We start from the raw sequence: 26774 nt of genomic DNA, 5'->3' as shown, positions 1-26774 counted from the left end.
GGAGTGGCATCGGCGGCGGTCGCGGGCGCGGCCGCCTTGTCGTCGCCCTTGCAGGCGACCAGCGCCAGCATCAGGGCGGTGAGCAGCGCACCACGACACCTCCGCATCGCACTTCGGTTCGTCATCGCGCTCATCCCTCCATCTGCTCCAGTTCACGTCCCTTGGTCTCGTGTACGTACTTGATCACGAAGAAGACCGAGATCGCCGCTGCCAGCGTGTACAGACCGTAGGCGCCGGCCAGGCCGATACCGGTCAGCAACATCGGGAAGGTCCAGGTGATCAGGAAGTTGGCGCCCCACTGCGCAAGACCGGCCACGGCCAGGCCCGATCCGCGGATCTGGTTGGGGAACATCTCGCCCAGCATCACCCACATCACCGGGCCCCACGAGAGGTTGAAGAACACCACATAGGCATTGGCGGCCACGAGCGCCAACACGCCCATGTTGTCCGAGAGCTGGAGCTTGCCTGCCGCATCAAGGCTGCCGGTGGCGAACGCCATGGCAACCAGCCCCAGCGTCACGGCCATGCCGGCCGAACCGATCCACAGCAGCGGCTTGCGGCCGATGCGATCGACAAGCAATACGGTGACGATGCAGGCCCCGATGCTGAGCGCGCCGGACAACACGTTGATGGCCAGCGCATCGTTCTCGGAGAAGCCCACGGCCTGCCACAGCACCGCGCCGTAATAGAAGACCACGTTGATGCCGACCAGCTGCTGGAACGTCGCCAGGCCGATGCCGACCCAGACGATGGGACGGATCTTGCCGGTCGTCTTGTTCTTCAGATCGGACAGCCGCGGCGCGTGATGATCCGACGCAAGCGAGGCATCGATCTCGGAGAGCTTGGTTGCGCCGCTCGCAGCGCCGTAGAGCCGCGTCAACACGCTCAGCGCCTGTTCCTTCCGGCCCTTGGCCGCCAGATAGCGCGGACTCTCCGGGATGAACAGCAACGCGCCGAGGAACAACGCAGCCGGCAGGATCTCCACCCAGAACATCCAGCGCCACGCTTCAAAGCCCAGCCATAGCGGAGCCAACGATGAACTGGCGAACTTGGCGAGGACATAGTTGCTCAGGAAGGCAGCAAACAGGCCCGAAATGATCGCGATCTGCTGCACCGTCGCCAGCCGGCCCCGATAGCGTGCCGGCGAGACCTCGCTGATGTACGCGGGCGACATGACACTCGCCGCGCCGACCGCGAATCCTCCTATGACCCGGTACACCACGAATTCGAGCGACGAGGTCGCGATGCCCGACCCCCAGGCCGAGATCAGGAAGAACACGGCCGACCACAGCAGCATGGTGCGACGTCCATATCGGTCTGCGAGCGTGCCCGCGAACCAGGCGCCTATCGCGCAGCCCAGCAGCATCGATGCGACGTTGAAGCCGGTCACGGCCGCATCGGAGCCGAACGCGGCCTTCAGCCCGTCGACGGTGCCGTTGATGACCCCGCTGTCGAAGCCGAACAGGAACCCGCCGATCGTCGCCACCAGACTGATGAGGATGATGAAGCGGGTGTTCTCACCGGTGCGCAGTGCTGCATGTTCCATCGAAGGTTCCCCTGGTCTTTGATCCAAGCCGGAGCGCCGGCGGAGATCTCCGCCAGGCACCCTCGACTCCATCCCGTTCCTGCTGGATCGTCAGCGCAACAGGTACTGGTTGAGCAGGTTCTCGTAACGCTCCTGCTTGCCACTGGTCTGCTTCGGTTCGCCCTGCGCGGCGGCCAACGCCGCCAGATCGGCCAGACCGAGCTGGCCGGCCTCGAAGTCCTTGCCCTTGCCGCTGTCGAAGCTGGCGTAGCGCTCCTTGCGCCACTGTTCCCACGGCGACTCGGTCAGCAGCGCGTGCGCCACTTCCAGGCCGCGCGCGAACGCGTCCATGCCGCCGATGTGGGCGATGAACAGGTCTTCCAGGTCGGTCGATTCGCGACGCACCTTGGCATCGAAGTTCAACCCGCCCTCCAACCCGCCCTGGCGCAGCACCACCAGCATCGCCCCGACCGTGTCGTACAGATCGGTGGGGAACTGGTCAGTGTCCCAGCCGTTCTGCGCATTGCCGCGATTGGCATCGATGCTGCCGAGCAGCCCGTGGTCGGAGGCCACCTGCAGGTCGTGCTCGAAGGTGTGGCCGGAGAGCGTGGCGTGATTGGCCTCGATGTTGAGCTTGAAGTCCTTCTCCAGCCCGTGCTCCTTCAGGAAGCCGGCCACGGTGGCGCTGTCGAAGTCGTACTGGTGCTTCATCGGCTCCATCGGCTTGGGCTCGATCAGGAAGTTGCCCTTCAGGCCGATGCTGCGGCCGTAGTCGCGAGCCATGGTCAGGAAGCGGGCGAAGTGCGCCACTTCGCGCTTCATGTCGGTGTTGACCAGCGAGGCATAGCCCTCGCGACCGCCCCAGAACACGTAGTGCTCGCCACCCAGTTCGACGGTGGCTTCCAGCGCCGCCTTCACCTGCACGGCGGCACGCGCGACGACAGCGAAGTCCGGATTGGTCGAGGCGCCATTCATGTAGCGCGGATGCGAGAACAGGTTGGCCGTGCCCCACAGCAGCTTGATGCCGGTCGCGTCCTGGCGCGCCTTGGCCAGCCCTACCATGTGCTTGAGGTTCTTCTCGTACTGGCCGATGTCCTCGGCATCCGGGGCCAGGTCGATGTCGTGGAAGCACCAGTACGGCACGCCCAGCTTGGTGAAGAACTCGAACGCCGCATCGACCTTGGCTTCGGCGGTGGCCATCGGCGAGCCGGCTTCCCACGGGAAGTGGCGCGTGCCCGGGCCGAACGGATCATGGCCGGCGTTGCAGAACGTATGCCAGTAGCAGACCGCGAAGCGCAGGTGCTCCTGCATGGTCTTGCCGCCGATGGTCTTGTTTGCGTCGTAGACCTTGAACGCCAGCGGGTTGTCCGAGCCGCGCCCTTCGAAGGGGATGCGGCCGATGCCGGGGAAGTATTCCTGGGCGCCGATGAAGGGCTGCGTGCTCATGGTGCGTGATCCTGTGGGTATGCGAGGGGGGACGTTAGCCGCGTTGCAGCGGGGTGACGGCATCGAGGTACTGGAGGAAGCGGCGGTAGGCCGCCGCATAAGCCGGTGCGCGGGACGCATCGGGCCTGGTGGACAACGCGGGATCGACCGCCACGTGCGTGCGGGCGATGTCCGCGATGGAGGCCGCATCGCCCTCGGCACGGCCGAGGGCCCACAACGCCTGCAGGGCCGCACCGAACGCGGCGCCTTCGGCTTGTACCGGCACATCGACCGGCAGGCCGAACACATCGGCCACCAGTTGGCGCCAGGCCGCGCTGTTGCTGCCGCCACCGGTCAGCACGATGCGCTCGAAGGCCATGCCGGCGCGCACGAAGGCATCGAAGCCGTACTTCAGGCTGTAGGTCGCCCCTTCCATCGCCGCACGGTAGAGGTGCGCCGGGGTCATGTTGGTCGGGTCCATCCCGGCCAGCACGCCCTTGCCGCGGGGCAGGTCCGGGGTGCGCTCACCGTTGAGGAAGGGCAGCATCACCAGCCCGTCCGCGCCGGGCGGGGTGGCCTGCAGGTGGGCATCGCCTTCGCGCGTGCTGAAGCCGAACAGCGTAGCTACCTGTTCGGTCGCCACCGTGCAGTTCATCGTGCAGATCAGCGGCAGCCATCCGCCGGTGGAGGAACAGAACGCGGCCCAGGCACCGTCGGGATCGACGACCGGCACGTCCGAGTAGGCGAACAGCGTGCCCGAGGTGCCCAGGCTCATCGCCAGCCTGCCCTCCTCCACGCAGCCGGTGCCGATGGCCGCCATCATGTTGTCGCCGCCACCGACGGCGACCTTCGCCGTGGCCGGCACCCCCAGTCGCGCCGCCATGGCGGGATCGATGTCGAACAGCGTGTCGGGCGGCGCGATCGGTGGCAGGCACGCGGCCAGGTCGCGGTCCGCATCGGTCGCGCGCAGCAGGTCCTTCGACCACGTGCGCGAGCGCACATCGAGCCAGCCCGTGCCGGAGGCATCGCCCCACTCGCAGAAGCGCTGCCCGGTCAGCACGAAGTTGAGGTAGTCGTGCGGCAGCAGGATCGTCGCCAACCGGGCGTAGGCCTCGGGGCGATGGGTCTTCGTCCACGGCAACTTGGAGGCGGTGTAGCCGGCGAGGATAGGATTGCCGGCCAGCGCGATGGTTTGGGCCGCACCGCCGACCGCGTCCATGATCTGCGCGCACTCGGCCGTGGTGCTGGTGTCGCACCACAGCTTCGCCGGGGCGAGTACGTCACCTTGCGCATCCACCGGCACGAAGCCGTGCTGCTGGCCCGAGACCGCCAGCGCCGCGATGCGCGCACGCACGGCGGGATCGATGCGGTCGAAGCATGCCTGCATCGCCGCGACCCACTCCGCGGGGTGCTGCTCGCGGCTGCCATCGTCGCCGCTGATCAGGCCAAGCGGCGCGCTGGCGCTGGCCACGATCGCCCGCGCCGCGGCGTCGTACACCACCACCTTCACGCTCTGCGTGCCTGCATCGATGCCCGCAACCCATGCCATCCGACACCACCCTCACCCAAGAAAAGTTAGCGCTACCATTTTGCTTGGTAAAAAAAGGGAACACGCACGTGGCCCCTCTTTTCCTGCACGGCCGCGTCCAGCCCGCCGTAGGGCCGCACTGTAACCAGCCTCCGTACAAAAAGCCTGCTGCGCTGCAAAAACCACACGGAGAGCAGCGGTTTGTGATGCCTGTCGCGGGGCCGGCGTTGCATTCGGGCGTCACGGCGCCAGGTCGATGAAGCTGTTGATCGACAGGCGTCCACGCAACGGATCCGACGTAAGCGCTCGGCCGCCGATCCGCCCCGAATGCAGCGAGTTGCGGCGGTACACGACCAGGCGATTGAACACGCCTTCCACCCCCGCGATCCGCTCGAACAACGGCGTATCGCCATCGATGTAACCGGCAGGCGCGCCCTGCTCCTCGCGTGCTTCCTGCGCCAGGCAGTCGAAATAGGCAGCGTGCCGGCCCTCGTCGACGTATTCGAATCCGCTGCGCCGATGCCGATAGAAGTCCGTCCCGCCCCACGACTCGCGGAACAGGTAGTGCACCGTCGCCAGCCCGCGAGCGCTGACGGAATCGATGTGGGGCACGCGCTGCAGGAAGTGAAGGTTCTCCGGTGGCTGGGTCACCAGTGAAAAATGGCACATCGGGAACACGAACTCCGCGGGTTCCAGCGCGAATGCCTCGCGCAGCAGCGGCGTCAGCATCGCCTGCAGGAATCGCTGGTACGACGGGGGCGCCGACGCGCGGATGCCCGGGAACAAGGTCGGCATCTTTTCGAAGCCGCGACTCGCTGCCTTGTGAAGCATGCGCTCGGGATCGGCGAGCAGGTTGTCGATCACCAACAGCGGTGCCCGCTCCCGCCCCACCACGTGATGGCTGATGCGCAAGTCCGGATGGGGCGCCAGCAGCATGCGATCCCGCCCTCGCCCGACTATGCGGTCACGGCGCGCGACGGCCACACGTCGGGCGCGGCCTTGCAATAGCGCTCGATGAACGCCTGCTGCGACGGCATATGCGCGATGGCGCGTTCGATGGGCTGCCGTATGGAGTTCAGCAACGTGCGCAGGTCTTCGTCGGCCAGCGCACGCGCAAGCGGATGCGGCGGTCCCGGCTGGATGCCCTGCCCCAGCAGGACATGCGTCCAGGAATCGACCCGGAACAGTTCGTCGGGATCCTGCCACGCATGCGCGCGTTCCCGCCAGGCGCGCAGCCGTATCGCGAGCGACTCCGGCAACGCCATCTCGCGGCACGCTTTCCACATCGGCTCGTCGCGCTGCGTGGCGTGGTAATGCAGGATGATGAAGTCGCGCACGTGCTCCATCTCGGTGCGGCTGACCTCGTTGTACAGGTCCACCAGCGACGACGAGATCCCGTCGAAAGGAAACAACTGGACCAGCCGCACCACCGCGCTGATCGCCAGATGGATGCTGGTCGACTCGAGCGGCTCGATGAAGCCGCTGGCCAGCCCCAGCGCCACCACGTTCCGGTTCCAGGCCTTCAGGCGCCGACCCGTGCGGAACGGCACCAGCCAGGGTTCGCGGATCGCGGGCGCGCCCACATCGCGCAGCAGCTTGGCACGCGCTTCGTCGTCGGACATGTGGCGGCTGGAAAACACCAGCCCGCAACCCACGCGGTGTTGCAGGGGGATATGCCAACGCCAGCCGGCCTCGTGCGCTATGGCCCGCGTGTAAGGTACGGGTGGCCCCACCGACTCCGTCTGCACGGCCACCGCGCGGTCACTCGGCAGCCAATCGTTCCAGTCTTCGTAGCCGGTATGCAGTGTCTGTTCGATCAGCAAGCCCCGGAACCCGGTGCAATCGATGAACAGGTCACCTTCGATGACCTGGCCGTCCTCCAGGACGAGCGCCGCCACGCCGCCATCGGCAGCGTGCTGCCGGACCTCACGGATCTTGCCTTCCACCCGGCGCAGGCCATGGCCTTCGGCGATGCGCCGGAGGAATTTCGCGTAAAGCCCGGCATCGAAGTGATACGCGTAGTTGACCTGGGGCTGCGTCTGCAGCGAGAACTGGTCGCCCCGCGAAGCGAGGGTTTCCAGGCAGAAGTCGCCGAGCTCGGAGGGCATGCCACGCCGCAGGCTGTCGAGCCAGAAATGATGGAATGCCGCTGCCCAGGTGCCCTGCCCCGTGATGCCGAACGGATGGATGTAGCGCTCGCCCGGGCGGCGCCAGTTCTCGAACGAGATCGACAGCTTGAAGGTGCCCGCGACCGCGCGCAGGAATTCCTGCTCGTCGATCTGCAGGAAGCGGTGGAAGGTCCTGATGGGCGGCACCGTCGATTCGCCCACGCCCACGGTGCCGATCTGCTCCGATTCCACCAGGGTGATCTTGAGCCGGTCCCGGAACTGGTGCGCCAGCGCGCAGCCGGCCAGCCAGCCTGCCGTGCCACCCCCGGCGATGACCACGTTGCGGATACGTCCCTCGGGTGTCGTTGGAGAATCCAATGCAGTTGCTCCCGTCAGCGGTTGAGTCGGCCCAGCAGCATGGCGCGGATGCGCCTGGCCTGTGTTTCATCGATCGGTCCCAGCAGATCCCGGGCTTGCGCCGGAAGATGTTCCCCCGCGCGCTCTCCCGCACCGAACACGTAGTACTCGAACAACCTCGCCCATGCTTCCTTCTCGCGCGCCGGCAGGTCGCGGATCGTCCACAGTGCATGCTGGAGCGCGGGCAGCGGCGACGAGAGGAATGCCGGCGAACGGCGCCACCAGTAGTTCAGCAGCACGTTGAACGGTTCGAGGCTGCGCACGTGGTGCCACCACATGCTGGGAATGAAGATCGCATCGCCCGGCCCGAGCAGCGCCGTCCTCGCCGCCGCCAATGCCGTTCGGAAACGCGGGTGCCGTTCGAAATCCGGCGCATCGAAATCGACCACGCTGACGACCTGCCCGCCGGGCGTGGGATCGAAGGGGCCGGGATAGAGGTTCTCGATCTGTTCGGGCGGGAACAGCGTGAACGCGCGCCTGCCGACCAGACAGCACGCGACGTTGTCGGGCGCGTCGAAATGGCACGACGCCACCACGCGGTTGCCTATCCAGATACTGGCAGGGGCCTCGATGCCGTAGGCCGACAGCGAGAGGTCGTTCGCCTGGGTGAAACCCGGCAGCGCACGGTCCACAAGCAGCGAGGCCACGTAATAGGTGGGCGGCGTGGCGTCGTGCAGATGATCCGCAATACCGTCCAGCACGTCTGCCAGCGCACCCTTCCGCACCTCGAAGTTCAAGCGGGTGAATTCGTCGTTGTAGAACGGCCGCCCCCCGATCTCCGGAGCCCCGAACGAGTACTGGATCGGTGCCCCCGCGTCGAAGCGGCGCAGGTATGCCATGGCCTCATGCAGCGATGACCGGCCGGCGTGCACGAGACCCCACGCCTGCGCGACGCCCTTCAGCACGACCGGCTCGCCTTCTTCCAGCAGCGATGCCAGGGGCAACGCGCCGGGATCCGGATTCTCCAGGGTGCGTATAGCGGCGCCTTGCATCACGCGCGTCAGTTCGTGCTGGTGGAGGTGGCCGCGTCCTGCGCGCGCAGGCGGCGTTGCTTCTCGGCGAGAAGTCGGCGCATGTTGTGCAGCGACGCGAGCATGAGGTACGTGCCTTCCAGGTAGCCGGCGCGGTTGAGGGCGAGCAGGTCGGCGCCATCCAGCGCGGCCAGGCGATCGCGGTCGATCCCGTGCAGACCGTTGACCGCGATCCGGTGCCGCTCGTCCACCTGTACGTCCAGGCTGAAGGGCTGGATCAGGCCTTTCGCATCGAGCGCGGCGAACATGGCCGCGGCATAGGTGCTGCCATCGCGGATGCCGCGCAGGACGCTTGCGACGTGGTCGAGATACGGGGTGTTGCCGCCCTGCGGCAGGAACACCGGCTCACCGTGCGCGGCGTTGACCCGCGGATGCTCGAGGTCCACGTGCATCACCGCCTCCTGCGTGAGCTCGCCGTCGATGCGCTGCTCCTGGAATCCGATGAGGAAGGGGCCTTTCGCCACGGCGCCGGGCAGATACGCGGCATTCCAGCGACCATCGCGCAGGAAGAGATTCTCGCGCTGCTCGAAGCCCAGCAGCACGACGGATTGCCATTCGCCGCTGGCGGCATCCTTTCGCAGGAAGATCGGATACTCGCGCTGCAGTTCTGCAAACTCGCTCGGGAACGCCGGCACCATGGCCACGTCGTCGCCGAACTCGGTGCCGAAGCCTGTCGCCACCCGCAGGTCGCGGTGCGCGATGTTGTTGAGGAGCTCGTAGCGGGCCATCTTCTTGTCCAGGGAAAGCGGAAAGCTCGACTCGGCATGGTACGCCGGTGCAGGGAACGCGTGGCGACAACCTGGGACGACACCCGGAAAAAAGGACCGCTGCTCGCGCAGCGGTCCCTCGGCGACATCCGGAGAGGGCGTCTGCCGCCTAAGTCAGAACTTGTAACGCACGCCGACCATGTAGCGCGGGCTCTGGTCGGCCAGCTTCACGATCATCTGGTCGGTGCGCGCGCGCCAGCGGACATCCTCGCCCGTCAGGTTGATCGCCTCCAGACCGAACGACCAGTGGTCGTCGAGCGTGTAGTTCACGCTCAGGTCCCACTGCTCGTACTCCTCTACGTAGTACGGATTGCGGCTGGCACCCTGGTTGGCGAGGATCAGGTACTCGTCGCGCCAGTTCCACGCCAGGCGCACCGACCAGCCGAACTTCTCGTACATGAGCATGGCGTTGGCCGTATCGCTCAGGCCCGTGAGCGCGAACTGGTCGACGGCCGGATCGCCGCCGTCGTCATAACCCACGTCGCCGCGCACGACGGTGTAGTTGGCCAGAACGCCGAACCCGGTATCCCCGAAGAAGTACTGGCCACCCAGCTCCCAGCCGTGCAGCTTGGACTGGTTCTGGTTGATCGGGCGGTTGACGTTGAACTGGTACAGCGGATCGTCGGCTTCGCCGTAGATGTTGTAAGCCGCTTCGGTCGCCAGCGTTTGCGCGCCGGTGCCGTTGAACGCCGCCAGGCCGGCCGGATCGTTGCGCAACAGCGCCAGGGCCGTGAACAGCGACGTGTCGTTGGCCGAACACGCTGCCGCGTTGGCCGCACCGACCTGGGCGACGCACGCCGCGCTGGTCAGGAACGCCAATGCCGTCTGCGCATCCGGACCGGACGTGGGATCCCGCAGACCGTAGAGGGATTCCTGTCCGACCGTGTTGCCGATGAAGTTGTCGACCGACTTGTTCCAGTAGGTCAACGACACATAGCTCGCGTCGGCGAAGTACCACTCCAGCGCCAGGTCGAGGTTGTCCGATTCCAGCGGCTTCAGGCTCGGGTTCTGTGCGTTGCCGCTTGCGCGGACGGACGGGTCGAGCAGGACCGAGCCGAAGGGTTGCTGTGCACCGGGACCCGCGTAGAGATTGCCGTAGGGGGCACGGGCGATGGTCTTGCCGAACGATGCGCGTCCCTTCAGCTCGTCTGTGAAATCGATGCTGAAGTCGAGGTTGGGCAGGATGTAGCTGTAGCTCGCCTTCTCGCTGAAGGGTTGCTGTTCGTCCGACAGCACGATGCGGAAGTCGTTGTTGGCCTGCCACTCGATGGCTTCGGGAATCGCGATGACGGAGGTCGACACGACATCCGTCGTCTCGTACCTGACGCCTAGCCGGGTGTTGGTGCGCATGCCACCCAGCTCGCCATCCAGTTCCACCTGGAAGTACGCCGAGTTGGTCTTTTCCTCTACCCGGTTGTCGGCTGCACGCTGCGGACTGACCCCGAGTCCCACGCCATACTGGCCCGCGGCCCACTGGGCGAGCTCGGCCGCATTGCCGCGCCATGCCGGCCAGCTGACCGCGCTGTAGTCGTCGAAGAGCCCGACGATGTTGGTCGGGCGCAGCAGATCCACCAGGCCGGCTGCGGTGTCCGAATCGACGTTGGCGACGCCCCAGTCGCCCAGCGTGGAATACGCTTCCGCCGCCTGGATGCGATGGGTCGTGGACTTGTTGGTGTCCACGCCGAACTGGAAGCGACCCTGGTCGAAACTCCATTCGCCGTCGATGCGGGCCTGCTTGATCTCGCTGACCTGCGTCTGCGCATTGACGCGCAGCACCTGGGAACCGATTTCGCCTTCCACGAAACCGGGATTGACCACGCCGTTCGTGCCGGCGACGGCATCGCCATTGGTCGGATACCAGGTCTGCGTGCCGACCGGCAGGCCATTGTTGAACTCCAGCTCCTGTACCCAGGTGCCGCCGCAATGCGGACCGGTGGTGCAGTTGTTGGTACCCGCGATGCTCATGAAGATCGAACCGCCACCGGTGAGCGGATCGTTCGGCCGGCTCTCGTTCTTCGAGTTGTGCGCGTCGAAGGTGAGGCGGAAGCTGTCGTTGACGTCCCACGCCGCATTGAAGCCCAGCGAACCGAGCTTGTACTTCTGCATGCTGCGCTGCTGTTCCAGGCCGAAATCCTTGGTGCCCGCGATCTCGCGGATGTACACCGGCACAGCGACGGCCCCGCTGGTGTCGAACTCGATGTCGGTGTAGTTGCTGTTCTGCAGCCACATCGCCTGCTCACCGCGGTTCTCGGTGATCTCGTTGGTCGAATAGGTGTAGTCCAGCGTGAGGGTCAGGCTGTCGGTCGGCGCGAACTGCACCACGGCCTGGCCATTGACGCGCTCGCGTTCGAACTCCGAGAACGCGTAACGGAGGTCGTTCGGGCGTGCATACAGATCGCCGACCGCGGGCGCATTGACCACGTTCGGATTGCCCGGCATGGTGCCGGTCCAGGGCTGCACGTTCCAGTAGTTCTCGGTCGCCTGCACCGAGCCGCCCTTGCGCTTCTGCTGGCTGGCGCTGAGGCTCACGCCGAACGTCTTGTCGGGATTGGTGTAGCTGAAGATGCCCGACAACTCCGGGGTGATGTCGCTCTCGAAGGGCTGGCTCTGGTCGGACACGATCTTCGCGCCCGCATTGGCCACCACGCCGTCGTAGTTGAACGGACGCGCCGTCAGGATGTTGATGGTGGCGCCGATACCGCCACTCGGCACCTGCGCCTGCCCCGTCTTGTAGACCTCGATGCCGTTGATTGCCTCGGCAGCGAGCTGCGCGAAGTTGAAGGCACGGGTACCCCCGTCCACGCCGCCGATCGCGACCTGTCCGGACGCACCGAACGCGTCCGCGCCCGGCATCTGGCGACCGTTGAGCGTCACCATGTTGAACTGCGGGCCGAAGCCGCGCGCGGTGACCTGCGCGCCCTCGCCATCGCGCCGTTCGATCGAGATGCCGGTGATGCGCTGCAACGACTCGGCGAGGTTGGTATCCGGGAACTTGCCGATGTCTTCGGCACTGATCGCATCGACGACGCCCGCTGCATCGCGCTTGATGTCCATCGCCTGGCTGAGGCTGCTGCGGATGCCCGTCACCACGACCGTGTCCAGATCCGTCGCCTGGGATTGCGTCTGTTCCTGCGCGGTCGGTGCCGGTGCGGGCGTCTGCGCGTCCTGGCCGAAAGCAGGGTTGATGACCAGCACGCCGCCGACGAAGGTGAACATGGCCCTCGATTTGAATCTCGCCAACTTGCGGCTCATTGACGTGCCCTCACGTCTGGAGTGTTACGGAAACTGCACACGTTCATGGATCTCCCCTTTCGCTACGTTCGTATGTGAGGTAACGCCCCTCCCGGGGGCGGCCACGGGCGCAGTGCCCGTCTTCCAGCCCGGAGCACGACGGCGGACCCCCGAAGGTCCTGTTCCGCGATCCGGCTTCAAGCGAGGTAAGACGACGATCGCGCGATGGTGGAGCCTTACGTGACCACAACTGGCCGTGATCTAGTGGTAGCGCTACCATTGCGTTGGAGCGCAGACTAATCATACGTGTTCGCTCTTGTCACCATGCAGCGCAGCAAAGCGATCGCGAGCGCGGCATCCAGCGCCAGGATCGGTTCAAGACCCGCGGAAAACGGCTTGAAGCCGCCACTGCCCCAAGTAATGACGATTTCACCCACGTACTCTCAATCAGGCCAACGGAAGTAACTGCGTGAAGAAGACCAGCAAAGCGGTGCGCAGGAAGGGCGGTGCGGTCACCATCGACGAGGTGGCAGCGCATGCCGGCGTGTCGCCGATGACGGTGTCGCGTGTCGTGAACGGCCATGCGGGCGTGCGCGACACCAACCGTGATCGCGTCATGCGCAGCGTGCGCGAGCTGGGCTATCGCCCCAACCTTGCGGCCAGCTCGCTTGCCGCGGCGCAAAGCACCTGCATCGCGCTGATCTACTCCAACCCCAGCTCGAGCTATCTGCGCGAATTGCTGGTCGGCGCGTTGCGCGGTTCTGCGCGGGCGGCGGCCCAGCTGGTGATCGCCACGTGGGATGGACTGGATGCCGCGCAATCCCGCGCGGCCGCCCGGCAACTCTCGGGCAGCGTGGCGGGGGTGATCCTGCCTCCCCCGCTGTGCGAATCGACCGCCATCGTGTCGGAGTTCTCGCAGGCGGGCGTGCCGGTGGTCTCGATCGCCTCGGGGCATCTGGGCGATACGGTTTCCTGCGTGCGGATCGACGACCATTGCGCCAGCCGGGACGTGGTCTCCCACCTCATCGCGCGCGGGCATACGCGGATCGGCTACATCAAGGGCGATCCCAACCAGACCGCAAGCGCGCATCGCTGGCAGGGCTACCGGGATGCACTGGCGGACGCCGGCATCGCCTACGACGACAAGCTGGTCCAGCCGGGCTACTTCACCTACCGTTCCGGCCTGGAGGCAGCCGAGACGCTACTTGCGTTGCGCCGCCCGCCCAGCGCCATTTTCGCCAGCAACGACGACATGGCATCAGCGGTGGTCTCGGTCGCCCACCGTCGCGGCCTGGACGTGCCACGGGACCTTTCCGTGATCGGCTTCGACGACACGTCCGCGGCGACGATGGTGTGGCCGGAACTGACCACCGTCCATCAACCGGTGGCGGCCATGGCCGATGCCGCCATCGACATCCTGCTGCGCGACATCCGGCGCGATCCCGCCACCCGCGTCATCGTCAATCGCGTGCTGCCGCACCAGCTGGTGAAGCGCTCGTCCGTTGCAGACGGACCGAACGCCGATGGGCGCTCAAGAAAGAGCCATGCGCGGTGACCTGGCGAGGATGAGACCCGTCGAGGACCTCACCCGACCGCGTTCATCCGCTGAGATTCTGGCGATACCACGCGACCGCGCCCAACAGTCCCAACTGTCCATGCTCGACGCGCCATACGGGTACCCGTTCGAGCTGCTCGGTCATCACGCCCTTGTTGAGATAGCGCTGCAGGAACCGTCCGTCGTGCAGGAACTGCGGAATATGCGCGGTCACACCACCGGCCAGGTAGACGACGCGGGCACCGAAGATGATCGCCAGGTCGCCCACCACGCTGCCCAGCCATCCGCAGAACGTCTCGAGCGTTTCCCGCGCCAGTGCATCCGTGTCGGCCGCGGCCACCAGCGCGCTCGCATCCGTGTGCATGGGCGTCGCATCGCGGAGTTCGCAGAGGCACCGATAGAGATTCATGAGGCCCGGGCCCGACAGCACGTGCTCGTTGTGCAGGTAGGGACGGTCCTTCAGCAGTCGGCGCACGATGTCCAGTTCCAGCGCATTGCCGGCAGCGAGCGATGCCTGTCCGACTTCGGTCGGCAGCACGCGTGGCGGCTGGCCTTCGATCCAGACGGCGGCGCCCAGCCCGGTCCCCGGTCCGATCACCAGCGCCGGCGACGACGTGGCGGATGAGTTCAGCGGCGTGAGCGGCGACAGCGTGTCCGGCGACAGCGTCGGCACCGCATTGGCCACCGCTTCGAAATCGTTGATCAGCTGCACCCAGGCCAGCCCGGCACCGACACGCGTCTGTTCGACCGACACCGCCCAGGGCAAATTGGAGTTGATCAGGCGATCGCCTTCCAGCACGCCGGCGATCGCGACGACTGCCCCGTGGCAAGGCGTACCGGCGGCATAGTCGTGAAGGATGGAGGCGAGATCGGCGTGCTCGGCACAGGCGTAACGACGGTAATCGTGGATTTCGTGGCTGCCGTCGGCTTCGATCCATCCGAGACGGGCATACGTGCCCCCCACGTCGGCGACGATGATGCGCGCATCCGACGCCTGTGCTGCGGGAACGCCTCCCGGCGCCTCGTTCCCCGTTCCCGTGCCTGCCATGCGAATGCCACGCTGCCCGATGCCTGAAATACGGCCCAAGGATAACGTGTCCCCGCCCGATCGTGGCAGCGGGCGATGCCCCGACTCACCCTGCGGAAAGGTACGCGCACGTGCCATGGCGTATCATGCCGGCATGCCCCGCTTCGCCGCCCTGCTCCGCGTCCTGCTGTGCTACGTGCTGCTGCTCAACGGCGCTGCGTATGCGCACGCCGCCACGCGGATGGCCATCGGCGACGCGGCGACGGAACAGGCGCACGACGACGTGCCTCCATGCCACGAGGGCATAGACATGGCGGCACCGATGGATCACGAAAGCGCGGGGGCTTCAGACCACCACGACGATGCCACCGGCCTCCCCGACTGTTGCAAAGCGGGCAGCTGCGATGGTTTCTGCACGCACCATGCGCCGGCCTTGACGTGGCGGATACCGCTGGATGCGCACTTGCATCCCCCGATGCTGGCACCGGCCTATCGCGCCGATGCCCATGCTTCGGTGCGTCTGCCGCACCGCCACCGACCTCCCATCCTGGCGGCCTGAGGCCGCCTTCCGCGGCCGGTCGCATGCCGGAGGGCACGTGCCCTCCGGCCCCATGATCACGAAGGACGCCACCGCGGCAGCGGGCGGGCGTACCGACGATGTACAGGATGTTATGCATGAAACACGATGACTCCGGACGCCTCGGCGCGTTCCGACCCACGCGTCGCCAGTTCGTCACCGGCCTTGCGAGCGGCAGTGCAGCGCTCGGGCTTGGCTTGGTCCGCCTGCCCGCCTCCGCCGGCACACCCGCACGCCGTGGTGGCGCCCCCCTCATCACCGGCACCGACTTCGCCCTGAGCATCGGCGCGATGCCGGTCGACATCACCGGCCGCACACGCCCCGCGATCACCGTCAACGACAGCCTGCCCGCCCCGACACTGCGTTGGCGCGAAGGCGATACCGTGACCGTGCGCGTCAGCAATCGCCTGCGCGACATGACCTCCATCCACTGGCACGGCATCCTGCTGCCGTCGAACATGGATGGCGTGCCGGGCCTGAGCTTCAACGGCATCGGGCCGGGCGAGTCCTTCCAGTACCGCTTCCAGGTGAAGCAATCCGGTACGTACTGGTACCACAGCCACTCGCTGTTCCAGGAACAGGCCGGCCTGTACGGTGCGCTCATCATCGATCCTCGCGAGCCGCCGCCGTACCACCACGACCGCGAACACGTGGTGTTGCTGTCGGACTGGACCGACCTGGAGCCGGCCGCGCTGTACCGCCGCATGAAGAAGATGCCGGAACACGACAACTACTACCAGCGCACGCTGGTGGACTTCGTGCGCGACGCGAAGCGCGATGGCCTCAAACAAACGATCGAGGATCGCGGGATGTGGGGCCGGATGCGGATGACGCCCACCGACATCTCCGACATCAACGCGTACACCTATACCTATCTGGTCAACGGCGCAGCGCCTGCGGGCAACTGGACCGGCCTGTTCAAGCCGGGCGAGAAGGTGCTGCTGCGCTTCGTCAACGGCAGTGCGATGACCTACTTCGACGTCCGTATCCCGGGACTGAAGATGACCGTGGTCGCCGCCGACGGCCAGTACATCCATCCGGTCAGCGTGGATGAGTTCCGCATCGCGGTGGCGGAGACCTTCGATGTCCTGGTCGAGCCCAGGGGGCAGGATGCCTTCACGATCTTCGCCCAGGACATGGGACGCACCGGCTACGCACGCGCCACGCTGGCCGTCCTTGACGGACTGGAAGCGACCATCCCCTCGCGGGATCCGCGTCCACTGCTGACCATGGCCGACATGGGCCACGACATGGGCGGACACGGCGCCAGCAAGGGCATGGAAGGCGGCTGCGGCGCGATGATGGGCGAAGGCGGCTGCGGCGCGAACATGGGCGCGATGGATCATGGCGCACACGGCGCGGCGGCAAATGCGCCAAACCATCCGCCCAGCGAATCCGGCAACCCGCTGGTCGACATGCAGTCGTCCGCCAGCGAACCGAAGCTCGACGATCCCGGCATCGGCCTGCGCGACAACGGCCGCCAGGTACTGACCTATGGCGCGATGCGCAGCCTGTTCGACGATCCCGATGGGCGCGAGCCGGGCCGCACCGTCGAACTCCACCTGACCGGACACATGGAGAAATTCGCCTGGTCGTTCGACGGCATTCCGTTCGCCAGCGCCGACCCGCTGCGGCTGAAGTACGGTGAGCGCATGCGCATCGTGCTGGTCAACGACACGATGATGCAGCACCCTATCCACCTGCACGGCGTCTGGAGCGATCTGGAGGATGCAGAGGGCGGCTTCCAGCTGCGCAAGCACACCATCGACATGCCACCGGGCACGCGACGCAGTTACCGCGTCCGCGCCGATGCGCTCGGTCGGTGGGCGTTCCACTGCCACCTGCTGTACCACATGGAAGCCGGCATGATGCGGGAAGTGAGGATCGAAGCATGAAGACCTCCTTCCCCGCCCCACTCCGTCTCGCCTGCGTCGCTGCCCTGTTGGCGGGCACCGGCGTGCCGGCGTTCGCGCAGCACCACGACCATGCGCAGCACGCGCCTCCGGCCAGCGAGCCGGCGGTGGAGCAGGATGAGCATGCGCGACACAGCGCGCATGACCACGCCGCGATGTCGACACCGCACGAGCCTGTGCCACCTGTCACCGCCGAGGACCTGAAGGCTGCATTCCCCGACATCGACCACCACGCGATGGAGCATGCGCCGGCCTTCAACAGCAAGGTGACCTTCAACCGGCTGGAAGCATGGGATGCCGACGAAGGCACCGGCCAGGCCTGGGAAGGCAGCGCCTGGTTCGGCACCGATACCGATCGCCTGTGGCTGCGCAGCGAAGGCGAACGTGTCGGCGGCCATACCGAAAGTGCCGACCTGGAAGTGCTGTACGGACGCAGTGTGTCGCCCTGGTGGGACGTGGTGGCCGGCGTGAAGCAGGACTTCAAACCCGGCGATGCGCGTACGTGGGCGGCCGTCGGGGTGCAGAGCATGGCGCCCTACCGGTTCGAGGTGTCGGCGACGGCGTATGTCGGCGAAGGCGGTCAGGTCGCGGCGAACGTCGAAGCCGAGTACACGCTGCGCATCACCAACAGGCTGATTCTGCAGCCCCTGGTCGAGGTGGACGTCGCCGCGCGCGACGACATCGAATACGGTATCGCCAGCGGCTTCACCGGCATCGAAACGGGCCTGCGCCTGCGCTACGAAGTCACCCGCCGTTTCGCGCCGTACGTCGGTGTGGTGCATGAACGCGCGCTCGGCGACACCGCCGATCTCAAGCGTTCGGCCGGCGAATCCACCCGTGACACGCGCGTCGTGGCGGGCATCCGGGTCTGGTTCTGATGGAGCACACTATGACACAACGCACTCCCCTGCCCCACGCCATCGCCTCGTGCCTGCTCGCCGTCCTCGTCACCGCCTGTTCGCAGACGGTGACGACGCCGATCGAGAGCGCGCATGCCGCGCCGCCCCTAAAGGCCGCAGAAGCGACTGCGCCGAAGATCATCGTCCATCGCGACGCGTACTGCGGCTGTTGCCATCTGTGGGTGGAACACCTGCGCGGACACGGATTCGACGTGGACGATCGCATCGAGGACGACATGGGCGCGGTAAAGAAGCGCCTTGACATCGCCCCGGAACACGCGTCCTGCCACACGGCCGAGATCGGCGGCTATGTGGTGGAAGGCCATGTGCCTGCATCCGATATCCGTCGGCTGCTCAAGGAGCGGCCGCGCATCCACGGTATTGCCCTGCCCGGCATGCCGATAGGGTCGCCGGGAATGGAAGTCGAAGGCATCGACGCCGAGGCGTACACGGTGCTGGCGCTCGGACATGACGGCACGACGTCGACCTACACGCGCCACGGCCCGTAGATGCCTGAAAGACCTGCAGCCGCCGTGGGGCGGCCGCAGTGGAGCTCGAGGTCGCTTACTTGACCTTGGCGTAGGTCGCCTTGAAGGCGACGCCGCTCATGATGCCGCCCGCATGGCACTCATAGCTCGTGTCGCTGCGGAACTCGTTTTTCTTGAAGTAGCTGACGATATCGATGACCGCGTTCGCACCGCGATCCTTCGCGCCCTCCTGCAGGGCCTTCAGTGCCGACAGCGCCACCCAGCGGCAGGATTCGGCATCGGACTTGCCCACGCCATTGGTCTTCCTGTTGGTCACGTCCTCACCGAAACGGGAGATCACTGCCGGCGTCTTCTGGCCGGCGAGATAGAAGCGCACGCTGCCATCGATGCCCGCAGCCTTGGCTTCGGGCGAGTTCACCAATTCCTGCAAGGGCAGTTCGAGGCGGGTATCCGCCGCACTCGCGTGCGGGGCCAGTACAGCCAGGGTAAGCAGGCCTGCGGTCAGGCATCGTTTCATGGTGCTCCTCCTTCCAGGATTACAGTGGCGATAAGGATGTGCGGGAGCATCAACCCTGCCAGCGCTTGAAGATCAGCGAGGTGTTGATGCCACCGAAAGCGAAGTTGTTGTTCATCACGTAGTCGGTCTGCAGTTCGCGGCCCTCTCCGGTGATGTAGTCCAGATCGGCGCAGCGCGGGTCGCGTTCCTCCAGGTTGAGCGTGGGGGCGAACCAGCCCTCCCGCATCATCTGCAGCGTGATCCACGATTCGTATGCGCCGCAGGCGCCCAGCGTGTGGCCGACGTAGCTCTTCAGAGAACTGATGGGCATGCGGTTGCCGAACACGGCTGCCGTGGCCGCGGTTTCCGCGATGTCGCCGTGGTCGGTGGCGGTGCCGTGCGCATTGACGTAGCCGATCGCCTCGGGCGAAAGGCCTGCGTCTTCCAGCGCCAGGCGCATCGCCTGCGCCATCGTGTCCGCACTGGGCTGGGTGACGTGCTGGCCATCGCTGTTGGTGCCGTAGCCGACGATCTCCGCCAGGATCTCGGCGCCACGTGCCTGCGCATGCGTCAGGTCCTCCAGCACGAGGGTGCACGCGCCCTCGCCCAGAACCAGGCCATCGCGGTTGGCATCGAAGGGACGCGGCGTCAGCTCGGGCTGGTGGTTGCGCACGCTGGTGGCGAACAGCGTGTCGAACACCGCCGCGGCGGTCGCATCCAGCTGCTCGGCACCGCCGGCGATCATCGCGACCTGCTTGCCACTGCGGACCGCCTCGTAAGCGCACCCGACGCCCTGACTGCCGGATGTACATGCGCTGGACGTGGTGTACACGCGCCCGGTGAGACCGAAGAACACGCCGATGTTCACCGGCGCGGTATGGCTCATCATCTTCAGGTACGTGGTCGCGTTGATGCCTTCGGTGGTGTACTCGTTGAGCATGCGGCCGAAGTCGCCAACGGCCTCGTGGCTGCCGGCGGACGAGCCATACGACACGCCCATCCGGCCGCTCTTCAGCACGGGATCACCCAGCAGTCCTGCCTGCTCGAGGGCGAGTTCGGTGGCGCGCACGGACATCAGCGCGACCCGCCCCATGCTGCGCGTGGTCTTGCGGTTGTAATGCGCGGGCAGGTCGAAGGGTTCGGCTGGCGCGGCCAACCGGGTGTTCAGGCCCTCGTACTTCGCCCAATCATCCATGTGGCGCACGGCGTTGCGGCATTCGCGCAGGCGAATGTGCACACTGGGCCAGTCGTGTCCCAGGGGACTGATGGTGCCTGCGCCGGTGACCACCACGCGTCGATCATTCCGACTCATCCGACCAGTCCTCCGTTGACCGAAATCACCTGCCGGGTGACGTATGACGCCTCTGGCGACATCAGGAACGCCACGACGGCCGCCACTTCCCCGGGCGTGCCGACACGCTTCATCGGGATCAGCTTCAGCGCCTCGTCGACCACCTCGCCACTGACCATCTCCGTGTCGATCAGGCCCGGGGCGACACAGTTCACGGTGATCGCGCGACTGGCCAGTTCCAGCGCCAGCGCCTTGGTGGCGCCGATGATGCCGGCCTTCGCCGCGCTGTAGTTCACCTGTCCCCGGTTGCCCACCAGGCCGGACACCGACGACAGCGTGACGATGCGGCCCGGCTTGCGCCGCCGCACCATCGGCATGACCAGCGGGTTGAGCACGTTGTAGAACCCGTCGAGGTTCGTCCGCAGCACCGCGTCCCAGTCATCGGCGCTCATCGCCGGGAACGCGGTGTCGCGGGCGATGCCGGCGTTGCAGACCACGCCGTGGTACGCCCCGTGCGCGGTGACGTCGGCCTCCAGTGCCTGCGCGGCCGCGGTGCGGTCGGCCACATCGAAGGCCAGGACGCGCGACGCACGTCCCAGCGCACGGACCTGGCCGGCGACGCCCTCCGCTTCTTCCACACGGCTGCGGCAATGCACGACGATATCGAAACCGTCCTGCGCAAGCCGCAACGCGATGGCCTTGCCGATCCCCCGGCTCCCCCCGGTGACCAGGATCGTGTTGTCTGCACTCATTCCTGCGTACTCTCCAGATAAGCCATCGCGTCCGGTGGTTCGAACACCGACACGTTGGCGGTCGCCAGTTCCTCGCCGTCCCCCAGGATGCGGCAGCGGAACATGCCCAGCCCATTGTCGCCCAGCAACTCGCGGGTCGCCTCCACCTGCAGCACGCTGCCGGCGCGGAACCACGAGGTCCGGCTCTCGTAACGGCGCGTGCCCAGCAGGAACCCGATCGACGGTTCACGCCCCGAGGCCCGCGCGTGGCAGCCGGCCCAGGCGGCGATGGTCTGGGCCATGTATTCGATGCCCACCCAGGCGGGCACGCCCTCCGCATGGCTGAACGGCCCCTCGTCGGGCACCCGCAGTTCGACCACCACGGTGTCCTCGTCCCAGTCCACCAATCGATCGACCATGCGCATCGTGCCGCGATGCGGCACCACGCGCGCGATGTCGTACAGCTCGCGCATCATCCTGCTCCGAATACCAGTACGGCGTTGCTGCCACCGAACGCGAACGACTGGCTCAGCACATGGCGCAGCGGCCCGTTGGCGGTGGCGCCGGGTGCCACGAACGCCAGCGGCGGAAGGTCGCCGTCGACGACGCCATCCCACCAGTGCGGTGGCAGCCGATGGCGGGGATTGTCGGTCATCGCCAGCCAGCAGAGGCCGGCTTCGATCGCGCCCGCGGCACCGAGCGTATGCCCCGTCAACGGCTTGGTGGAACTCGCCGGCACCTCACCGCCGAGCGCCACCGTCACTGCCCGGCTTTCCATCGCGTCGTTCTGCGGCGTGGCGGTTCCGTGCAGGTTGACGTAATCGATCTGCGACGGCGACAGCTGCGCGCGCGCCAGCGCCTGGCCGATGGCGGTGACGGCACCGATGCCCTGCGGCTCGGGCGCCGAGATGTGGTGTGCGTCGGCGGTCTCGCCCCACCCCGCGAGGCGGACGGGGCCTTCCGCACGCGTCATCAGGAACAGTGCCGCCCCTTCGCCGATGTTGATGCCGTGGCGGTTCGCCGAGAATGGGTTGCAGCGCTCGGCCGACACGGACTCCAGCGCCATGAAGCCGCGCACGGTGAACTCGCACAGCGAATCCGATCCCCCTGTGATCACCGCATCGACCAGTCCGCTGCGCAGCAGGCGGGCCGCCGATGCCATGGCCTTCGCGCTGGAAGAGCACGCCGTGGAGATCGTCCAGGCGGGACCGCGGGCGCCCGATTCGGCGGCGAGGAAGCGCGACGGCGCGCCGATCTCCTGCTGCACGTAATGGAAGCCGTCGGGCCATTGCCGGTGATGCTGCCAGTGCGTCATCGCCCGTTCGGCCTCGCCGATGCCGGAGGTACTGGTGCCGACCACGATGGCGACCCGCGCGGGGCCGTGCCGGTCGATGGCCTGCTGCACGGCGTCCCCGATCTGGAGGTAGGCCGCACGCAGCAAGGCATTGTTGCGACCGTGCAACGGGAGCGAATGATGCGCGAGCGACGGCAGGCCGCCCTCGACCGTCCCCAGTGCGAGGCTTCGCCCGGGCATGAACGTGTCGTCGAGCATCACGCCACCCGGCGCGTCATCGCGTAACAGCGCCTCGCGCACGGCCTCCGTCCCCTCGCCGAGCGCACAGACGATGCCGAGCTCGTTCAGGAAGATCGCATCGCCCCTCATGGATCGAGCGCTCCGCCGGCCACGGACTCGATCGTCAGTTCGTAGTCGTCGACGCCATTGCGTACGCGCAGCGTGGTGCCATCGACCTGCTCGCGCTGCAACCAGACCTGTCCGTTCCTGCGCAACTCACGGAACGCCCCTTGCTCGACCAGCGTCCAGTCCGCGGGAAGTACGGCCCGGATCGCATCCGCCGGCCACAGGCTGAACTGCACATCGTCGAGCACCCGCTCGCCGCGCACGGCAGCGGGCAGCCACGCCGCGCGTTGCTCGACGAGCGCTTTGCCATCCCACTGCAGCCGCACGCCGGTCCGGCCCATGGCCTGTACCGCGAGCCGGACATCGGTGGCGTCGACTTCCAGCAGCGCATCCAGTTCGCGCACGTGCGGGCCGAAACGGAACACCAGGCGCTGTTGCACGGCCAGGTCGTGGCCCAGCGCCGCAGGCGCCAGTCGCAACGCGGGAAGTTCCACCGCGGGCTTTTGCGGACGCGTTGCGCATCCCACCAGCAGCACGCCGGCGAGCAGCAGTGCGATCAACCGGTGCACAGCTGCTCCAGCACCTGCAGGCGGCGCTGCGTGTCGGCCACGTACGGATTCTTCTTGTCCCAGGCGTAGCCGGCGAGGATCGAACAGATCATGCGTCGGATGTCCGGCTGCGGATCCGGGTGGAAGATGATCTTCTGGAAACCGCCCGCGTACCACGACTCGACGAAACGGCGGAAGGTCTGCACGCCGCCACGCAGCGGAATGGCGAACTCGGTCTCCCAATCCACCGGTTCGCCGGCATAGTGGCGGCGCAGGCATTCGCTGGCGAGTTGCGCCGACTTGAACGCGATGGTCACGCCCGAGGAAAACACCGGATCGAGGAACTCGCCCGCATTGCCCAGCAGCGCATAACCCGGTCCCCACAGCGAGGCGACGTTGGCGGAGTAGCCGGTGATCTGGCGTACCGGCAGCACCGCCCACTCGGCGTTCTTCAGCAACCGCGTCAGGTTGGGATCTTCGCCGACGATCGCCTGCAGGCGCTCCAGGTCGGTGCCCGCGTAGCGATCGAGGAACGCGGTTTCCGCCACCACGCCGAGCGAGCAGCAGCCGTTGGAGAACGGAATGGTCCAGTACCAGACGTCGACGTGTTCCGGATGCGTGGTGATCAGGATCTTGTTGCGATCGAAGCCCTCGCCGGGGGGGATGTGGTCGCGCACGTGGGTGAAGATGGCGCCGCGGACCGGGAAGTTCGACGGCGACTCGAGCTTCAGCAGGCGCGGCAGCAGTCGGCCGAAGCCGCTGGCGTCGAGCATGAAGTCGGCTTCGATCACGTACTCCTCGCCGTCCGGCGAGCGCACGGTGACGCGCGGAGCATGACCGGGCTCGGCGGACAGCACCTCGTGGCGGTAGCGCACCTCGGCCCCCATGCGCTCGGCGCCCTTCGCCAGGACATGGTCGAAGTCGGCACGCTGCACCTGGTACGTGGTCCCCCAGCCCTCCGAGAACTTGTCGCGGAAATCGAACTCGGTGGTGCGCTCCCCGCGCACGAAAGCGGCGCCGTTCTTGTACTGGAAGCCCGCCTCCACCACGTCCTGCAGGAGTCCGGCAGCCTGGATGTATTCCATGCTCTGCGGGAGGAGGCTCTCGCCGATGGAAAAGCGCGGGAACTGTTCGCGCTCGATGATGAGGACCTTGCGACCTTGCTGCCGCAGCAGGGCGGCCGCCACCGAGCCGGCGGGGCCTGCGCCGATGATCAGGATGTCGGTGCGTTCCGTTTTCATTCCACATCGTGTCCAGGCAAGGGAGAACCATCCGGCGCAGGCCGGAACAGGGGCGACAGCAGCCAGACCAGGCCGATCCCGAACAGCAGGGTCAGGCCGAACGCGCGCAAGGCAGGCGTCGCCGACAGCCCCAGCAGGCCGAACGACAGCCAGGTACTGGCCGCCCCCACGCATACCGCGAGCCACGCGCTGGCATCGCCACGGTGCTCGACCAGGAAGATGCCGTAGTCGATCCCCATGCCGAGCAAGAGCATCAGCGCCAGCACGTTGAACAACTGCAACGGCTGGCCCAGCCAGCCCAGCAATGCCACGGTCAGCACGCCCGCCAGCACCGTCGGCGTGATCACACGCCAGGCCTGTCCGCGATAGCGTACGGCCAGCACCACGAACACCACCGCCACGCCCGCCAGCAGCAGCCAGGACATCATGTGGCGGTAGTGCGTGAGGAGGCGTGAAATGTCGGCCGTGCGATCGACCCAGCGCACACCCTCGAGACCGACCGCCTGCGCCGCGAACGTCGCGAGGGCGTCCGGCCGCGACAGGTCGTTGACCATCACCACCGACGCCACACCCTCGCCCACCTGCCCGAGCCAGAGATGGCGCACCGGCAGCGATGCCGGCGATGCGAGGAAGGCCTCGATGTCCATCGCCGCCGGGGCGAATCCGCCGCGCGCCACCGACTCTCCGGTGACCGCGGACAAGCGCGCCAGTACGTCGCGCTCGATACACGACGTCAGCGCAGCATCTTCGTCCTGTTGGCGCTTCGAGGGCAGCCAATCGCTCAGTGCGCGGTGACCACCGACCTTCCCGTTCGCCTCCGCTTCGCGAAGGCGCGCCACCAGGCGTTCCTCGCGTTGCAGCACCTGTTCGGCATCGCGCCCCTGCACGAGGAAGAACTGCGCCGGGCTGGGCATGCCCAGCAGGCGACCGACATCGCGCTGCTGCGTGATCAGCGCCGGTGGCGACGACTGCAGGCCGCGAAGGTCGTCCTTGCCCTGTACGCGCATCAGGCCGGGCACCGCGATGGCGAGGACGACGACGGCGAGCGCGACACCGCCACGACGACCGGACAGGCGCGGCCATCGCGCCAGCGTGCCGCCCAGCCAGCGCGAGAACCCGGTCGTGCGGACCTGCCCACCATCCAGCCACGGGAAGAAGAAGATCACCGTCAGGAAGGCCGACGCCAGGCCGACCACGGAGAACAGCGCCATCTGCCGCAGGCCGGGAAACGGTGCCAGCCCCAGCGCCAGATACGCCAGGGCGCTGGTCAGCAATGCCAGCCACAGGCCGGGCAGCAGATGGCGCAGCAGCGACCAGCGTCGCTCGCTGGCCACGTCCTGGCGCGATGCGAACCAGTGGATGCCGTAGTCCTCCGCCACGCCAACGAGGCTTGCGCCGAAGATCAGCGTCAGCAGGTGCACCTTTCCGAAAACCAGCACAGTGACCGTCATCGCGACCGCGCAGCCGACCAGCAGCGACATCGCCACCAGCAACAGGGGACGCAGCGAGCGGAACGCCAGCCACACCAGCAGCAGCACGGCCGCCAGCGAGCCCCAGCCGATGGTATTGACCTCGCGGCGGGCCTGCACCGCGGCCGATTCGGCATGCAGGGGCACCCCGGCCTTCAGCACGCGGATGCCGGGCGCCGCCGCCATCGCGGCGCCGGTCGCCGCGTCGAGCAGATCCTGCAGATGGCGTTCGCCGTCCAGCCTGAAGGCCGAGGTGCGCAACGTGTACTGCAGGACCGCCCAGTGGCGGTTCTCGACCTGCAGCAGTCCGTCACCGTCCACTGCCATCCCCGACGCGGCCGCCTGCGCCTGCCACCACTGCGGCCACAGTCCGAGTGGATCGCTGCGCCACTCGGTCAGGCGCGGCGCCCCCATGGGACCGTACAGCGACGCCAGTGCGGACTCGGCCAAGGCTTCGGGCGTCGCCTGCGCCAGCGTGTCCCGCTGGGACGCAGTCAGCAAGCGATCGCGATGCGGTGCCAGCACGTCGCGCGCCTGGGCGAACCAGTCTTCCGGCGACCCAGCCGACGCCAGCATCGCCTGCGCCGCCGGGCGTGCAAGCGACGCCTCGAACGCCGCCCGTGCCTTCAGCGCGTCCTCCACCTCCGTGCCGCCCAGCATGACCACCACGTCGCGCGCACTGTTCTCCGCGATGCGTCGGGTCGCATCGGACACCGTCGGGTCGCCGGCCTCCTGGGGCAGCAGCGCCAGCACGTCGCTGTCGATGCGTGGCGACTGCCAGAACTGCCACTGGTGCGACGCCACGGCGGCCAGTACCACCAACCACGCCACGGCAAGCCAGCGCCAGCCGCGCAACGGTCGCACCCTC

The 26774-nt window shown here is 67.1% G+C and carries 23 protein-coding genes; 5 read left to right on the top strand and 18 right to left on the bottom strand.

Annotated elements, in window-relative coordinates; translation table 11 throughout:
- Positions 1-130: 130 nt before the first annotated feature.
- The 9 genes from Q0907_RS17110 to Q0907_RS17070 all read right to left on the bottom strand — a co-directional run bounded on the left by Q0907_RS17110 (position 131) and on the right by Q0907_RS17070 (position 12469).
- Entirely contained in the window at positions 131-1546 is a 1416-nt protein-coding gene (locus Q0907_RS17110; protein WP_299347048.1) for a sugar porter family MFS transporter, read from the bottom strand.
- 90 nt (positions 1547-1636) lie between these two features.
- Positions 1637-2971 carry a xylose isomerase gene (gene xylA / locus Q0907_RS17105; protein WP_299347046.1) on the bottom strand — a complete coding sequence of 445 codons (1335 nt, stop codon included), beginning with the start codon at positions 2969-2971 and terminating at the stop codon, positions 1637-1639.
- 34 nt (positions 2972-3005) lie between these two features.
- Positions 3006-4499 carry a xylulokinase gene (gene xylB, locus Q0907_RS17100; RefSeq protein WP_299347045.1) on the bottom strand — a complete coding sequence of 498 codons (1494 nt, stop codon included), beginning with the start codon at positions 4497-4499 and terminating at the stop codon, positions 3006-3008.
- 219 nt (positions 4500-4718) lie between these two features.
- Positions 4719-5414, bottom strand: a complete 696-nt coding sequence (locus Q0907_RS17095) for a DUF6445 family protein (protein ID WP_299347044.1) — start codon at positions 5412-5414, stop codon at positions 4719-4721.
- 20 nt (positions 5415-5434) lie between these two features.
- On the bottom strand, positions 5435-6964 hold the full coding sequence (locus Q0907_RS17090; protein WP_299347042.1) for a tryptophan 7-halogenase: 1530 nt from the start codon (positions 6962-6964) through the stop codon (positions 5435-5437).
- 14 nt (positions 6965-6978) lie between these two features.
- The gene (locus Q0907_RS17085; RefSeq protein ID WP_299347040.1) at positions 6979-7995 is read right to left on the bottom strand and encodes a cupin-like domain-containing protein; all 1017 of its coding nucleotides are present in this window, start codon (positions 7993-7995) and stop codon (positions 6979-6981) included.
- Between the two features lie 8 nt (positions 7996-8003).
- Positions 8004-8762 carry a SapC family protein gene (locus Q0907_RS17080; protein WP_299347039.1) on the bottom strand — a complete coding sequence of 253 codons (759 nt, stop codon included), beginning with the start codon at positions 8760-8762 and terminating at the stop codon, positions 8004-8006.
- A 153-nt stretch (positions 8763-8915) separates the two neighbouring features.
- Complete coding sequence (locus Q0907_RS17075; RefSeq protein WP_299347038.1) at positions 8916-12053, bottom strand: TonB-dependent receptor; 3138 nt, start codon at positions 12051-12053, stop codon at positions 8916-8918.
- A 275-nt stretch (positions 12054-12328) separates the two neighbouring features.
- Positions 12329-12469 carry a hypothetical protein gene (locus Q0907_RS17070; RefSeq protein ID WP_299347036.1) on the bottom strand — a complete coding sequence of 47 codons (141 nt, stop codon included), beginning with the start codon at positions 12467-12469 and terminating at the stop codon, positions 12329-12331.
- 32 nt (positions 12470-12501) lie between these two features.
- Between Q0907_RS17070 and Q0907_RS17065 the strand changes: the two genes are divergently transcribed.
- A complete protein-coding gene (locus Q0907_RS17065) occupies positions 12502-13587 on the top strand; it encodes a LacI family DNA-binding transcriptional regulator (protein WP_299347034.1) in 1086 nt (361 codons plus the stop codon).
- 43 nt (positions 13588-13630) lie between these two features.
- On the opposite strand, the gene Q0907_RS17060 is transcribed toward Q0907_RS17065, so the two are convergent.
- Positions 13631-14635: a glucokinase gene (locus Q0907_RS17060; protein WP_299347032.1), complete on the bottom strand. Its 1005-nt coding sequence runs from the start codon at positions 14633-14635 to the stop codon at positions 13631-13633.
- A gap of 133 nt (positions 14636-14768) precedes the next feature.
- Here Q0907_RS17060 and Q0907_RS17055 point away from each other — a divergent pair, with 133 nt between their 5' ends.
- From Q0907_RS17055 to Q0907_RS17040, 4 genes are all read left to right on the top strand, one after another.
- Positions 14769-15173 (top strand): CopL family metal-binding regulatory protein, encoded by a 405-nt coding sequence (locus Q0907_RS17055; protein WP_299347030.1) that lies wholly within the window; start codon positions 14769-14771, stop codon positions 15171-15173.
- A 116-nt stretch (positions 15174-15289) separates the two neighbouring features.
- Complete coding sequence (locus Q0907_RS17050; protein ID WP_299347028.1) at positions 15290-17086, top strand: copper resistance system multicopper oxidase; 1797 nt, start codon at positions 15290-15292, stop codon at positions 17084-17086.
- Entirely contained in the window at positions 17083-17982 is a 900-nt protein-coding gene (locus Q0907_RS17045) for a copper resistance protein B (RefSeq protein WP_299347026.1), read from the top strand. Before Q0907_RS17050 ends, Q0907_RS17045 begins: the two co-directional genes overlap by 4 nt.
- Positions 17983-17993: 11 nt before the next feature.
- Positions 17994-18512, top strand: coding sequence for a DUF411 domain-containing protein (locus tag Q0907_RS17040; RefSeq protein ID WP_299347025.1), 519 nt, complete (start codon positions 17994-17996; stop codon positions 18510-18512).
- A 55-nt stretch (positions 18513-18567) separates the two neighbouring features.
- Here Q0907_RS17040 and Q0907_RS17035 read toward each other — a convergent pair whose 3' ends face one another.
- The 8 genes from Q0907_RS17035 to Q0907_RS17000 are packed head-to-tail and all read right to left on the bottom strand — an operon-like array spanning position 18568 to position 26770.
- Positions 18568-19008, bottom strand: coding sequence for an excinuclease ATPase subunit (locus tag Q0907_RS17035; RefSeq protein WP_299347023.1), 441 nt, complete (start codon positions 19006-19008; stop codon positions 18568-18570).
- 49 nt (positions 19009-19057) lie between these two features.
- The gene (locus tag Q0907_RS17030) at positions 19058-20299 is read right to left on the bottom strand and encodes a beta-ketoacyl-ACP synthase (protein ID WP_299347021.1); all 1242 of its coding nucleotides are present in this window, start codon (positions 20297-20299) and stop codon (positions 19058-19060) included.
- On the bottom strand, positions 20296-21030 hold the full coding sequence (gene fabG / locus Q0907_RS17025; protein WP_299347019.1) for a 3-oxoacyl-ACP reductase FabG: 735 nt from the start codon (positions 21028-21030) through the stop codon (positions 20296-20298). The genes Q0907_RS17030 and fabG overlap by 4 nt, the downstream gene beginning before the upstream one ends.
- Positions 21027-21482: a hotdog family protein gene (locus Q0907_RS17020; RefSeq protein WP_299347017.1), complete on the bottom strand. Its 456-nt coding sequence runs from the start codon at positions 21480-21482 to the stop codon at positions 21027-21029. The genes fabG and Q0907_RS17020 overlap by 4 nt, the downstream gene beginning before the upstream one ends.
- Positions 21482-22672, bottom strand: a complete 1191-nt coding sequence (locus tag Q0907_RS17015) for a beta-ketoacyl-ACP synthase (protein ID WP_299347015.1) — start codon at positions 22670-22672, stop codon at positions 21482-21484. Before Q0907_RS17015 ends, Q0907_RS17020 begins: the two co-directional genes overlap by 1 nt.
- Complete coding sequence (locus Q0907_RS17010) at positions 22669-23217, bottom strand: DUF3261 domain-containing protein (protein ID WP_299347013.1); 549 nt, start codon at positions 23215-23217, stop codon at positions 22669-22671. The genes Q0907_RS17015 and Q0907_RS17010 overlap by 4 nt, the downstream gene beginning before the upstream one ends.
- A complete protein-coding gene (locus tag Q0907_RS17005) occupies positions 23205-24437 on the bottom strand; it encodes an NAD(P)/FAD-dependent oxidoreductase (RefSeq protein WP_299347011.1) in 1233 nt (410 codons plus the stop codon). The genes Q0907_RS17010 and Q0907_RS17005 overlap by 13 nt, the downstream gene beginning before the upstream one ends.
- Positions 24434-26770 carry an MMPL family transporter gene (locus Q0907_RS17000; protein WP_299347009.1) on the bottom strand — a complete coding sequence of 779 codons (2337 nt, stop codon included), beginning with the start codon at positions 26768-26770 and terminating at the stop codon, positions 24434-24436. Before Q0907_RS17000 ends, Q0907_RS17005 begins: the two co-directional genes overlap by 4 nt.
- Between the last annotated feature and the right edge of the window lie 4 nt (positions 26771-26774).

It is taken from the genome of uncultured Pseudoxanthomonas sp., from assembly GCF_947498795.1.
GTDB lineage: Bacteria > Pseudomonadota > Gammaproteobacteria > Xanthomonadales > Xanthomonadaceae > Pseudoxanthomonas_A.
Note: the sequence above shows the minus strand (reverse complement) of the source record. Positions and strands in the feature narration are given on the sequence as shown.